Below are 13,475 nucleotides of genomic sequence, written 5' to 3'. Positions count from 1 at the left end.
CTCCCTAGGGAGAGGGGCTGGGGGTGAGGGCCAGATCTACAACAATATTCATGAGAATTCGTCTTAAGCATTTTTTCCATCAGAATTGACCGTTCGGAGAACCTCCAAGTATTCGGCCAGTTGTTTGAGTGAGGCAGCGGTTAGAGCTGTATCGAGTAACTCCTCTAGCTGCACTACGGTCAGCTCCTGAAGTTGAGTCTGAAATGGATGCGGAATCGGGCCAAACCGACGTTCCATTAAACGCAGTAGCATACGGAGCGCTTCTTGTTGTCGCCCCTGTTCGAGCCCCTGTTCGAGCCCCTGTTCGAGCCCTTGTTCGAGCCCTTGTTCGAGCCCTTGTTCGAGCCCTTGTTCGAGCCCTTGTTCGAGCCCTTGTTCGAGCCCTCGTTCGAGCCCCTGTTCGAGCCCTTGTTCGAGCCCTTTGGCCAGACCGATTCTTTCCACACTGCTGATGTAAGGCATCCTCTGCTCCCGCTCGTAAGCTTGAATCTCCTCCCAAACCTCTTGCTCCAACTCCTCCGGCAATGCCATCACCCAATCGATGAAGTGAAAGAGCTGGATGATATCCTCGCGCTCGTAGCCCCGTTCGTACAGCCGCCGAATCAACCGCAGTTTCCACTGCAGGCGATCGCGCTCGTCCCCACGAGTGGCCTGCGCCTGCAGGTGAGCCATCGCAATGGTTGCAAACGGATTGCTGCTGGCCTCCAATTCGGCCCAGCGCTGCTTGTAGCCTAGCAACTTTGCTGTGAGAAAGCGGAATTCCAGGCGACAGCCCAAGACCTCGCGCACAAACTCGCTGGGCTGCCAGTTGGGACTGGTGTCGCAGAGGATGGCTAAACTCGCCACGGGGCGACCGTAGCGCTCGGCAATGCGGGTGTTGTAGATATACATGCGCTCGGGGAAAGAGTCATCTCTCTGGCCCTGCACTTCCACATGAATGAGAATCCACAGGTCCCGTCCGTCGAGCAGCCAAACCCGCACCAGTTTGTCCGCATAACGACGGCCCAATTCGGCATCGCGGGCGATCTGCTGGAGCTCTTTGTCGAGAAACTCGTAGGGACGCGACCAGTCGATTTGGGCCTGAGCGGCGGGGAAGAAGAGCCGGAGACAGGGCTCAAAATAGAGCTCCAGCATCTCCTTCCAGGGGGTATCGAAGTCTGCTCGGGGTGAGGTCATGTCTCGGGCGAACCACAACGTCTGACTCACTCTAGAGTACCGCTAGGGTAAGGTCGAGGCTGCTGATGGGCTCTCGCAATCTGCCAGCGGCGATCGCGAACTGCACTGACAGAGCTCGATCGCCCGGTAACTTCTGAGCTGGAAATTGCCTTAGCTCGCCACTATCTCTACTTGATTGCGCAGAAACTCGGTATTGACGCCAGACTCGCGAATCGTGGCCACCATCCCCGTCCGAGCCATCTCGCGAATGCCATACCCCGACAACATCTTGCCAATCGCCACCATCTTGCCGGGATCGCCCGTCACCTCCAACGTCAGCGACTCTTCCGACACATCCACAATCCGGGCGCGGAACATTTCGGCCAAATCCATAATCTCTCGCCGCGTCGCGGCAGTAGAGTTCACCTTGACCAACATCAATTCCCGCTGCACGCAGGGAATATGGGTCATGTCCTGCACCTTCAGCACATCAATCAGCTTATAGAGCTGCTTCGTAAATTGCTCCACATCGTTTTCCGTACCGGAGACCACCATAATGATGCGAGAAATCCCTGGCTTTTCAGTCTCCCCCACTGTCAAGTTGTGAATGTTGAACCCCCGTCGGGCAAACATGCCTGCGATGCGGCTCAAAACGCCCGGTTGGTCTTGCACGAGGGCAGAAAGAGTATGCTGGATAATCTGCATGGCAACCGGCACCGAAATATGGCAGGACAGAGGGAGATGTGACAGGAAAGTGGGAGCGAATCGAGGTCAGTCAGCTCGATGCATCCCTTTAAAAACTCGCCTCCGAATGATACACTTAGGGGCTGTTGTTCTCAAGTTTGAAACGCCCCATGCCCCAGATCAAGTCTGCCATCAAGCGAGTTCAGATCGCCGAACGCAATCGGCTGTACAACAAATCCTACAAGTCTGCCATTCATACCCTGACCAAAAAAGTCTTTGCAGCGGCTGACGCTTTGGCAGCGGGTGAAGCATCGGTAGAGCAGTTGGATACGGCCATGTCTGCCGCAGTCAGCAAAATTGATAAAGCAGCTTGTAAGGGGGTGCTGCACCGGAATACGGCAAACCGCCGCAAAGCCCGCCTGTCTCGGGTTTATAAGGCAGCCACCGGTCAAACCGCACCGGCTAACTAGACCCACTCCTCCGATATCCTTAGCTGTTCGAGAGCTCTCTTGACGTTCACTGCACCCAACCCCTCCCACTCAGCCACCGAGCGCGAACCAGAGGTAGCGGCGATCGATTTAGTCGATAGTCACGTTCACCTCAACTTCGATCGGTTTGAAGCGGATTTAGCTGAAGTCGCGCGCCGCTGGCGCGCCGCTGGCGTGCGTCAGTTGGTGCATTCCTGCTGCAGCCCAGCCGAATTCCCGCAGTTGCAGGCGGTGGCCGATACCTACCCAGAAGTGTTTCTGGCGGTTGGCCTCCACCCTTTAGATGTGGGCGGCTGGCAACCCGAGTTAGCTGCGCAAATCCGCTCCCTGGCCACCTCCGACCCTCGGGTTGTGGCGATCGGCGAGACCGGCTTAGATTTCTATAAAGCAGATAACATCGAGATTCAAATGGCGGCGTTTCGAGCGCAGATTGCGATCGCCCAACAGCTCGATCTGCCCCTCATCATCCACTGTCGCGATGCCGCCGCTGCCGCGCGAGACCTCTTGAGGCAAACGCAAGGCACCCTGCGGGGGGTCATGCACTGCTGGGGGGGCAGCCCCACAGAAACCCAGTGGTTTGTGGATCTTGGCATGTACATTAGCTTCAGTGGTATCCTGACATTTAAGAACGCTCGTACAGTACGCGATTCAGCCGCAATCGTTCCCCGCGATCGCCTGCTAATCGAAACGGACTGTCCGTTCCTCGCTCCCGTTCCCTATCGCGGCAAGCGCAACGAACCCGCCTATGTGGCCAGCGTGGCTAGCACACTCGCCGATATTCAAGCCCTGCCCTTGCCGCAGTTGGCCAGCCAAACTTCGGCCAATGCCCGCCGTTTGTTTCGGTTGCCCAACCCCACCCAGCTCCAACAACCCGAGCGGGGTTTTGCCACTGTCTAGCCGCTTCACGAGACGCTGGGCAGGGTTTTTTATGTTTGATTGACATTGGTACCGCCAATTTCTACAATTGGAGGTCTGATGTCGGCGCGACCTTTCTGAGAGACGCATGAATAGTTTGACAGCTGCGACTTCCGCTAATACCCTGCCAGACCTGGTGGAGATTCAGCGGAAGAGTTTTTTATGGTTTTTGGGCGAAGGATTTGAAGAAGAACTACTCAGCTTTTCCCCAATTATCGACTATACCGGCAAACTAGAACTACATTTTTTGCCCGAATACAAACCGGGCGATCCCTCCAAGGGCTACAAGATTCATCCTCCCCGCTACGATGCCGAAGAAGCCAAGCGCAGGGATGCCACCTATCAAGCTCAAATCCGCGTCCCCACTCGCCTGATCAATAAAGAAACGGGCGAGATCAAAGATATGGATGTCTTCATCGGGGATCTGCCCCTAATGACCGATCGCGGTACGTTTATCATCAATGGTGCCGAACGGGTGATCGTCAACCAAATTGTCCGCAGCCCGGGTGTCTATTACAAAGAAGAAGTCGATAAAAACGGTCGCCGTACCTATAATGCCAGCCTGATCCCCAACCGGGGTGCTTGGCTGAAATTCGAGACTGACAAGAACGACTTAGTCTGGGTGCGGATCGACAAAACCCGCAAGTTGTCCGCTGCCGTTTTGCTCAAGGCCCTGGGTCTGAGTGACGCCGAAATTAACGACGGGTTGCGCCACCCCGAATACATTCAAAAAACAGTTGAAAAAGAAGGGCAATTTAGCGAAGAAGAAGCCCTGATGGAGCTATATCGCAAGCTCCGTCCCGGCGAGCCGCCGACGGTAGCAGGCGGTCAGCAACTGCTAGAATCTCGTTTCTTCGATCCCCGCCGCTACGATCTCGGTCGCGTCGGTCGCTACAAACTCAATCGCAAGCTCAACCTCAGCACTCCAGAAAATATTCGGGTGTTGACCACCACCGATATTCTGTCGGCGATCGACTACTTGATTAACCTAGAATTCGACATCGGCCAAACCGACGATATCGACCACTTGGGCAATCGCCGCATCCGTTCGGTGGGAGAGCTGCTGCAGAACCAAGTGCGTGTGGGCCTCAATCGCCTAGAACGGATTATTCGCGAGCGCATGACGGTCTCCGAGTCCGAGAGCTTGACGCCAGCGTCGCTGGTCAACCCCAAACCATTGGTGGCTGCCATTAAAGAGTTCTTCGGCTCCAGTCAGCTCTCTCAGTTCATGGACCAGACCAACCCACTGGCCGAGTTGACCCACAAGCGCCGCCTGTCGGCCCTCGGCCCCGGCGGTCTCAGCCGCGAGCGGGCGGGTTTCGCGGTGCGCGACATCCACCCCAGCCACTACGGTCGCATCTGCCCGATTGAAACCCCCGAAGGCCCTAACGCTGGCTTGATTGGTTCGCTGGCCACCCACGCCCGCATTAACCAATACGGCTTTATCGAGAGCCCCTACTGGCCGGTGGAAGGTGGCGTGGTGCAGAAGGAGCAGCGGCCGATTTATCTCACTGCTGATGAAGAAGACGAATATCGGGTTGCTCCTGGAGATATTCCTCTGGATGAAGACAACCGCATTCTGGGCGAACTGGTGCCCGTCCGCTACCGTCAGGAATTCGGCACTGCCCACCCCGACGAAGTTCACTACGTTCAGGTTTCGCCAGTCCAGGTGATTTCGGTCGGGACCTCTCTGATTCCCTTCCTGGAGCACGACGACGCCAACCGCGCCCTCATGGGGGCAAACATGCAGCGTCAGGCGGTGCCCCTGCTCAAGCCCGAGCGACCGTTGGTGGGTACTGGCGTCGAAGCCCAAGCCGCCCGCGACTCCGGCATGGTGGTGGTCTGCCGTTCCAATGGCGTGGTCACCCGCGTCACCTCCCAGGAGGTGATCGTGCAAGCCGATGCGGGCAACGGTCCCGTTGAATATACGCTGCAGAAATACCAGCGCTCCAACCAGGACACTTGCTTGAACCAGCGACCGATTGTGGAAGTGGGCGATCGCGTCGTGGCCGGTCAAGTGCTGGCTGACGGTTCCGCCACCGAAGGGGGCGAGCTCGCCCTCGGTCAAAACATCCTCGTCGCCTACATGCCTTGGGAAGGCTACAACTACGAAGACGCCATCTTGCTCAGCGAGCGCTTGGTTTTCGACGACGTGTTTACCTCCGTTCACGTCGAGAAATTTGAAATTGAAGCGCGCCAAACTAAACTCGGCCCCGAGGAAATCACCCGCGAAATTCCCAATGTCGGTGAAGACTCCCTGCGCAACCTCGACGAACAAGGGATTGTGCGGGTCGGTGCTTGGGTCACGTCCGGCGACATTTTGGTGGGTAAAGTCACCCCCAAAGGGGAATCCGATCAGCCCCCTGAAGAAAAATTGCTGCGGGCTATCTTTGGGGAAAAGGCTCGGGACGTGCGAGATAACTCTTTGCGGGTTCCCAACGGCGAGAAAGGGCGTGTGGTGGACGTGCGCGTGTTCACCCGCGAGCAAGGGGACGAACTACCCCCCGGCGCCAATATGGTGGTGCGGGTTTTCATTGCCCTGAAGCGCAAGATTCAGGTGGGAGATAAAATTGCCGGTCGCCACGGCAATAAGGGCATCATCTCCCGCATTCTGCCCTGCGAAGACATGCCTTACTTACCCGACGGAACCCCAGTCGACATCGTTCTCAATCCGCTGGGGGTGCCCTCCCGCATGAATGTGGGCCAAGTGTTCGAATGCTTGCTCGGTTGGGCGGCTGACAACCTCGGCGTCCGGTTCAAGCTGATGCCGTTTGACGAGATGCACGGCGAGGAAGCCTCGCGGGCAACGGTGCGGGCCAAGTTGGAGGAAGCGCGAGAGAAAACCAACAAAGACTGGATCTATACCGATAGCGGCCCCCATGCCGGAAAAATGACCGTATATGACGGTCGCACGGGCGAGTTGTTCGATCAGCCAGTGACAGTTGGTCGGGCCTACATTCTCAAGCTAGTACACCTAGTAGACGAGAAAATCCACGCTCGCTCCACGGGTCCGTACTCGCTCGTGACCCAGCAGCCCTTGGGGGGCAAGGCACAGCAGGGCGGTCAGCGGTTTGGCGAGATGGAGGTGTGGGCCTTAGAAGCCTTTGGCGCGGCCTATACCTTGCAAGAGCTGCTGACGGTCAAGTCGGACGATATGATTGGCCGCAACGAGGCGTTAAATGCGATCGTCAAAGGCCAGCCGATTCCGCGTCCCGGAACGCCCGAATCGTTCAAGGTGTTGATGCGAGAGCTGCAGTCTCTGGGGTTGGATGTGTCTGTTTATAAGGTGAATACCGAATTGGATGGTACCTCCACTCATACGGAAGTGGATCTGATGGCAGATTCCAGCCAGCGACGGACGCCATCGCGTCCCACCTACGAGTCAGTCACGACTGAAGACTTACAGGTTGGACCGGAGGCTCAAAAAGGAGAGACTCCCGCTGCGGCAGCTCGGCTACCCGTTGAGGCTGCTGTCAGCGAGGAGAACCCCCCTGAAGCAGTCGAAGCACCTTTGCCTGCTGAAGTAGCAGTCGCTGTCGCTGAAGACCCAGAATAACCGATACCTCCGCTGGCTGACGGCGCGATCGCCCCGAGGCGAGACCTACGAGCCAGCGGTTCAACAGACACGCCGTCCCGCGACCTTTCGAGAAACCACCATGACCAAACTCGAGCAGCGCTTTGATTACGTCAAGATCGGTCTAGCATCGCCCGATCGGATTATGGAATGGGGTCAGCGCACTCTGCCCAACGGTACCATTGTCGGCGAAGTCACCAAGCCCGAAACGATTAACTACCGTACCCTCAAGCCCGAAATGGATGGCTTGTTTTGCGAGCGCATCTTCGGTCCGGCCAAAGACTGGGAATGTCACTGCGGCAAATACAAGCGGGTGCGACATCGCGGTATTGTTTGCGAGCGCTGCGGCGTTGAAGTAACCGAATCCCGGGTGCGGCGCCACCGCATGGGGTACATCGATCTCGCCGCCCCTGTCACCCACGTTTGGTACCTCAAAGGGATTCCCAGCCACATTGCCACCCTCTTAGATATGCCCCTGCGGGATGTGGAACAGGTAGTTTATTTCAATGCCTATGTGGTGATCGATCCCGGTAACGCCGAGAACCTCACCTACAAGCAACTGCTCAGCGAAGATCAATTCATCGAAATTGAAGATCAGCTGTACGAGGAGGGATCGGAGCTGCAGTTGCCCCCCGACTGGGCTGCGATCGGGGCCGAAGCCATCCAGAGACTGCTGATGGATATTGAGATGGAGGATGAGGCGGAAAGTTTGCGGGAAGGCATTGCCACCTCTCGGGGCCAAAAGCGGGCTCGCCTGATCAAGCGGCTGCGGGTGCTGGACAATTTTATTGCCACCGAATCTCGTCCCGAGTGGATGATTTTAGAAGCCATTCCCGTGATTCCCCCCGACCTGCGCCCGATGGTGCAGTTGGATGGCGGTCGCTTTGCCACCTCCGACCTGAACGATCTCTACCGGCGCGTGATCAATCGCAATAACCGCTTGGCTCGCCTGCAAGAAATCATGGCTCCTGAAATCATCGTGCGCAACGAAAAGCGGATGCTGCAGGAGGCCGTGGACGCTCTGATTGATAACGGTCGTCGCGGTCGCACGGTGGTGGGAGCCAATAACCGTCCATTGAAGTCCCTCTCGGACATCATTGAAGGGAAGCAGGGTCGCTTCCGCCAAAACCTGTTGGGCAAACGGGTGGACTACTCCGGTCGTTCCGTGATTGTGGTGGGGCCGAAGCTGAAGATGCACCAGTGCGGTTTGCCCAAAGAAATGGCGATCGAGCTGTTCCAGCCGTTTGTGATTCACAAATTGATCAAGCGCGGCGTCGTGAACAATATCAAAGCCGCCAAAAAAATGATTGTCACCAACGACTCAGCCATTTGGGATGTGCTGGAAGAGGTGATTGACGGTCACCCGGTTCTGCTCAACCGCGCTCCTACGCTCCACCGTTTGGGGATTCAAGCATTTGAACCTATCTTGGTAGAAGGTCGAGCGATTCAACTGCACCCCCTCGTCTGTCCGGCCTTTAATGCTGACTTTGACGGCGACCAAATGGCCGTTCACGTCCCCCTCTCCCTAGAGGCTCAGGCGGAAGCGCGGCTGCTGATGCTGGCCTCCAATAATATTCTCTCTCCCGCTACAGGCACCCCCATTATCACCCCCAGTCAGGATATGGTTCTGGGGTGTTACTACCTGACTGCTGATAACCCCAAACGGCAGAAGGGGAAAGACAAGTACTTTTCTGACATTGAAGATGTGTTGGTGGCCTACGAGCAAGGCATTGTGGATTTGCACACCTATATTTGGGTGCGTTACGACGGCCCCGTAGAGGGCAGCAGTAATGGCAACCCTAAGGTAACCGAAGCGGAGGACGGCTCGGTATTGAAGGAATATGCCGATCTCCGCGTGCGCGAGAGTGCGGCTGGCGAATTGCTCTCCCAATACCTCCACACCACTCCCGGACGCATCATCTTCAATAAAGTGATTCAAGAGTCGCTCGCCTGAGCGATCGTCCATTCCAGTTCTCAATTCCCGTTCAGCTCTGACGATTGTCGAGTAATTGCCCGTGAGGCCCTGCTTCCATGACCGAACCCCTGCAATCCAACTCTGCCAAAAACCCCAAGCCCGCCTTCCGCAACCATAAAATCGATAAGCGCGGCCTCAAAAAATTGATTTCTTGGGCCTTTTCTGAGTACGGCACTGCCCGGACTGCCGAAATGGCCGATAAACTCAAGGCCCTCGGCTTCCGCTATGCCACTAAAGCAGGCGTCTCGATCAGTGTTGAAGACCTGCAGATTCCCCCCAAGAAAAAAGAGCTGCTGGCCCAAGCGGAAGCAGAAATTGAAAGCGCTCAAGAGCGCTACACCCGTGGCGAAATCACCGAGATCGAACGCTATCAAAAAGTCATCGATACCTGGAACCAGACGAACGATGACATCAAAAACGAGATGGTCGCGAACTTCGAGACCAACAATCCGCTCAACTCCGTTTACATGATGTCGAACTCGGGGGCGCGCGGTAACATCTCGCAGGTGCGCCAGTTGGTGGGCATGCGCGGCTTGATGGCGAATCCGCGCGGAGAGATTATTGACTTGCCGATCAAGACCAACTTCCGCGAAGGCTTAACGGTGACGGAATACATTATTTCGTCCTATGGCGCGCGCAAGGGTTTGGTGGATACTGCCCTGCGGACAGCGGACTCCGGCTATCTCACCCGCCGTCTGGTGGACGTGTCCCAAGATGTGATCGTGCGCGAGCAAGATTGCGGCACCGATCGGGGCATTGTGATGGAGTCCCTCTGGGACGCAGATAAGGCAGTGATTGAGCTGAAAGATCGGCTGGTGGGACGCACCCTAGCCCAAGATGTGGTCGATCCCCAAACGGGGGAGACGATCGCCCGACGCAACGACCCGATCGACCAAGAGCTGACGGATATCATTGTGGCGTCTGGGGTGGAACAGGTGATGGTGCGATCGCCCTTGACCTGCGAAGCCAATCGCTCCGTCTGCCGCACCTGTTACGGCTGGAGTTTAGCCCATTCCCGTCCGGTGGATATTGGCGAAGCAGTGGGCATCATTGCCGCCCAATCGATTGGGGAACCCGGTACGCAGCTCACCATGCGCACCTTCCACACGGGGGGCGTGTTTACTGGGGAAATTGCCCGTCAGATTAAGGCACCATTTGACGGCAAGGTTTCGTTTCCCAAAAACTTCCGCAGCCGCCCGCTGCGCACCCGCCACGGCGACGATGCCTTGCAGGTTGAAGTGGCCAACACTTTTACCTTGACTGGAGACGAGGGTCAGATAGAGACTATTGAAGCTACTCCAGGCTCGACAGTATTGGTGAAGGAGGGCGAGCGGGTACAGGAGGGGCAGATGATTGCCGAAGTGGCTGCTGCCGGTAAGACTGCCCGCAAGAGCACCGAAAAGGCCCAAAAAGACGTAGCCGCAGACCTGGCTGGGGAAATTCGCTTTGAAAGCTTGCCATTTGAAGAGAAAACAGACCGGCAGGGCAACACCACCTTCATGGTGCAGCGGCAAGGCATTATCTGGGTCATGTCCGGACAAGTCTATAACCTGCCCCCGGGTGCCGAGCCTGTGGTGGAGAATGGCGATCGCATTGAAGCAGGTGCCGTCATTGCCGCAACCTCTTTAATGACCGAGCATGGCGGTGTCGTGCGCTTGCCCGATCAACTGGACGGCAAGGGGGGACGCGAAGTAGAAATCATCACCGCATCGGTGGTATTAGACCAAGCTAAGGTGAGGGCCGAATCCCATCAAGGGCGCGAGCAATTTATGTTGGACACCGCCGCCGGTCAGTCCTTTTTGCTCAAGACCACCCCCGGCACCAAAGTGGGGAACAACGAAGTGGTGGCGGAACTGCAGGAAAGCGAGTACCGCACCCAGACGGGGGGATTGGTCAAGTTTGCCGGTTTGGAAGTGGCCAAGCGGGGCAAAGCCAAGCAGGGCTACGAAATCACCAAGGGAGGTACCCTGCTGTGGATTCCAGAGGAATCTCACGAAGTCAACAAAGATATCTCGCTGCTGAATGTCGAAGACGGCCAGTACGTCGAGGCAGGCACGGAAGTGGTCAAAGATATCTTCTGCCAAACCAGTGGGGTGGTGGAAGTGACCCAGAAAAACGACATTCTGCGGGAAATTACCATCAAGCCCGGTAGTTTGCACTTGATTGACAATCAGGCCGATTTGGAAATCCAGAGCGGTACGTTGGTGCAGCCGGGGCAGGAGGCAATTTCGGGAGTGGTGGCCGAGTCTTTAGCCTATCTAGAACAGCTCGAAACCACTGAAGGACCGGCAGTGTTACTGCGTCCGGTCGAAGAATTCGAGATCCCCGACGAGCCGTCCGTTCCCAGTCAGGAGTCTGTCAGCGAGGCCGGACGGGCCATCCGCTTACTGGCGGTGCAGCGAGTTCCCTTCAAAGATGGCGAGCGGATTAAGTCGATTGGCGGCGTGGAGCTATTAAAAACCCAGCTCTTGCTGGAAATCGATACCGAAGCTCCCCATCTCAAAGCGGACATCGAACTGGTGGCAGACGAAAGCGATCCCGAGCTGATGCGCCTGCAATTGGTGATTTTGGAAACTCTATTAGTGCGCCGCGATATTGATGCGGATCTGACTCAAGGTAGAACCCAAACTGGCCTGTTAGTGCAAGAGGGAGATACCATCGAGCCCGGTTCTGTGGTGGCCCGAACTGAAATTCAAGCCAAGCAGGCCGGCATTACTCGCGGTTTGAAGGGGGATGGAGAACCGGTCCGCCGCCTATTGACGATTACCGACCACGATTTCGTGCAGGTGCCGCTCTCCGAACAAACCTCCCTCACAAGCGGAGATATCGTGCGGGTGGGAGATACGATTGCCCCCGGTACGATCGCCCCTGAGTCCGGTCAGGTGATGGCGATTTCCAAAGACACTCTGACACTGAGAATTGGGCGACCCTATCTGGTGTCGGCTGGAGCCATTTTGCAGGTGGGGGATGGCGATTTGGTACAGCGGGGGGACAATTTAGCCCTACTGGTCTACGAGCGGGCTAAGACGGGAGATATCATCCAGGGTTTACCTCGAATTGAGGAGTTGTTAGAGGCTCGCAAACCGAAGGAAATGTGCGTGCTGTGTAAGAATTCTGGCGTGGTGCAACTGACGCGAGATGACGACCAGATGGATGTGAAGATTCTGGAGGAAGACGGCACCATTGCTGACTATCCGCTATTGCCCGGTCAGAATCCGATTGTGGTGGACGGTCAGCAAGTACAGGCGGGAGAGCCTCTGACCGACGGTCCGGCCAATCCCCACGATCTGTTGGATGCCTTTTTCGAGTACCACAAGAACGAATTGGGCATCGATCGGGCGGCGATGTTAGCGATTCGGGAGGTGCAGCGCTTCTTTGTGAACGAGGTGCAAAACGTCTATCGCTCTCAAGGGGTAGATATTGCCGACAAGCACATCGAAGTGGTGGTGCGCCAGATGACCTCGAAGGTGCGGGTCGATGATGGCGGCGACACCATTCTGTTGCCGGGAGAGTTGGTGGATCTGTACCAAATTCAGCAGACGAATGCCACGATGGCGATCGCCGGTATGGCTCCCGCCCAATACACACCCGTACTGTTGGGGATCACCAAAGCTAGCTTGAATACCGACAGCTTTATTTCGGCAGCCAGTTTCCAAGAAACCACGCGCGTTTTGACAGAAGCGGCAATCGAAGGGAAATCCGATTGGCTGCGGGGGCTGAAGGAGAATGTGATTATCGGTCGCCTGATTCCTGCCGGGACGGGCTTCAATACCTACACCGAAGAAACGGACGAACCCGATATTCTGCCAGATGATGCGGAGCGTCCCTATCCGTCCCCTTCCGTCGGCAATCCCATTCTGTCCGATGAGGAATTGGTGGATGATTTTACTGCGAAGGAAGCCATTTTAAAGGAACAAAAGAAGCAGGCAGAGGCTGACCTCTAGAGGACTGAACGGTTCTGCATGGCGTGAATTTGGCAACCGAATCGCCCTCACCCCCGGCCCCTCTCCCATTGGGAGAGGGGAGAAACTGCCGGAGACTCTGAATGCCGATCGCCCTAGAACCGCTAGCTGTTTTGACCGACCCATCGATGCTTCCACAAATAGCTCGAGAGCAAGTTCGCGACTGAGTGAGAGACGATCGGCACGAGTAAATTGCCCGTCAACAGTAAACTTGTCCCGAACAGAGCGCCAATAACCATCGCCCAAATACCGTAGGGCCACTGTTTCAGATCCATCAGGTGGAGGCTGCCGAAGGCGATGCTAGTGAGCGCGATCGCTAGGGGAGTCAAGCCGAAGGCTCCCAAGGCCACACCGCGAAACAATAGTTCTTCACTCACACTGGGCAGCAACCCCAGCCAAATCAAATCTGGCCAAGCCAGGGGCTGCACAATGGTGGTCATATACTGTTCGGCACAGGTGCGATAGCGGGGCCACAGCCAATAGAGCAGCCGACTCAAGCCCACGATCGCCAAACCCAAGCCCACCCCTGCCAGCAGTTCTAAAGGGTGCCAAGTTGCCGGCATCAGCTGAACTCGGCCCAACCATATCCACAGTTTGGCGATCGCCCCCAATAGCAGGGCAGTTGCACCCATTGCCACCAGCACTTGCTGGCGACTCAGAGGGGGTGTTTCAGTCTCGTTCATGGATTCGGGAGGGGCGAAGTCGCAGTAGAGTTGTAGAAA

General features: G+C 56.5%; 8 protein-coding genes. 5 read left to right on the top strand and 3 right to left on the bottom strand.

Annotation, left to right across the window (positions count from 1 at the left end; all coding sequences use genetic code 11):
• Nucleotides 1-63: 63 nt before the first annotated feature.
• Together SYN7336_RS05070 and ilvN are read right to left on the bottom strand one after the other, a co-directional pair.
• Nucleotides 64-1,176 carry a DUF4351 domain-containing protein gene (locus SYN7336_RS05070; protein WP_017324842.1) on the bottom strand — a complete coding sequence of 371 codons (1,113 nt, stop codon included), beginning with the start codon at nt 1,174-1,176 and terminating at the stop codon, nt 64-66.
• 150 nt (nt 1,177-1,326) lie between these two features.
• Entirely contained in the window at nt 1,327-1,851 is a 525-nt protein-coding gene (ilvN, locus tag SYN7336_RS05065) for an acetolactate synthase small subunit (RefSeq protein WP_026100701.1), read from the bottom strand.
• Between the two features lie 158 nt (nt 1,852-2,009).
• On the opposite strand from ilvN, the gene rpsT reads away from it, so the two are divergent.
• The 5 genes from rpsT (at nt 2,010) to SYN7336_RS05040 (ending at nt 12,735) form a co-directional block, all read left to right on the top strand.
• Nucleotides 2,010-2,309, top strand: a complete 300-nt coding sequence (rpsT, locus tag SYN7336_RS05060; RefSeq protein WP_017324840.1) for a 30S ribosomal protein S20 — start codon at nt 2,010-2,012, stop codon at nt 2,307-2,309.
• Nucleotides 2,310-2,411: 102 nt separating this feature from the next.
• Nucleotides 2,412-3,224 carry a TatD family hydrolase gene (locus tag SYN7336_RS05055; RefSeq protein WP_026100700.1) on the top strand — a complete coding sequence of 271 codons (813 nt, stop codon included), beginning with the start codon at nt 2,412-2,414 and terminating at the stop codon, nt 3,222-3,224.
• Between the two features lie 106 nt (nt 3,225-3,330).
• Nucleotides 3,331-6,798: a DNA-directed RNA polymerase subunit beta gene (rpoB, locus tag SYN7336_RS05050; protein WP_017324838.1), complete on the top strand. Its 3,468-nt coding sequence runs from the start codon at nt 3,331-3,333 to the stop codon at nt 6,796-6,798.
• 100 nt (nt 6,799-6,898) lie between these two features.
• The gene (locus tag SYN7336_RS05045) at nt 6,899-8,770 is read left to right on the top strand and encodes a DNA-directed RNA polymerase subunit gamma (protein WP_017324837.1); all 1,872 of its coding nucleotides are present in this window, start codon (nt 6,899-6,901) and stop codon (nt 8,768-8,770) included.
• Nucleotides 8,771-8,847: 77 nt separating this feature from the next.
• Nucleotides 8,848-12,735, top strand: coding sequence for a DNA-directed RNA polymerase subunit beta' (locus tag SYN7336_RS05040; protein WP_017324836.1), 3,888 nt, complete (start codon nt 8,848-8,850; stop codon nt 12,733-12,735).
• A 122-nt stretch (nt 12,736-12,857) separates the two neighbouring features.
• Here SYN7336_RS05040 and SYN7336_RS05035 read toward each other — a convergent pair whose 3' ends face one another.
• Nucleotides 12,858-13,436, bottom strand: a complete 579-nt coding sequence (locus SYN7336_RS05035; RefSeq protein ID WP_026100699.1) for a CPBP family intramembrane glutamic endopeptidase — start codon at nt 13,434-13,436, stop codon at nt 12,858-12,860.
• Nucleotides 13,437-13,475: the final 39 nt, after the last annotated feature.

Source organism: Synechococcus sp. PCC 7336, assembly GCF_000332275.1.
In the GTDB taxonomy this organism is placed as follows: Bacteria; Cyanobacteriota; Cyanobacteriia; order Thermostichales; family PCC-7336; genus PCC-7336.
This window is presented reverse-complemented; position numbering and strand designations above follow the sequence as displayed.

Excerpts from the sequence above, each read along its gene's own strand:
- SYN7336_RS05070 (WP_017324842.1), bottom strand. The coding sequence starts at position 1,176 with ATGACCTCACCCCGAGCAGACTTCGATACCCCCTGGAAGGAGATGCTG.
- rpsT (WP_017324840.1), top strand. The coding sequence starts at position 2,010 with ATGCCCCAGATCAAGTCTGCCATCAAGCGAGTTCAGATCGCCGAACGC.
- rpoB (WP_017324838.1), top strand. The coding sequence starts at position 3,331 with ATGAATAGTTTGACAGCTGCGACTTCCGCTAATACCCTGCCAGACCTG.
- SYN7336_RS05045 (WP_017324837.1), top strand. The coding sequence starts at position 6,899 with ATGACCAAACTCGAGCAGCGCTTTGATTACGTCAAGATCGGTCTAGCA.
- SYN7336_RS05040 (WP_017324836.1), top strand. The coding sequence starts at position 8,848 with ATGACCGAACCCCTGCAATCCAACTCTGCCAAAAACCCCAAGCCCGCC.
- SYN7336_RS05035 (WP_026100699.1), bottom strand. The coding sequence starts at position 13,436 with ATGAACGAGACTGAAACACCCCCTCTGAGTCGCCAGCAAGTGCTGGTG.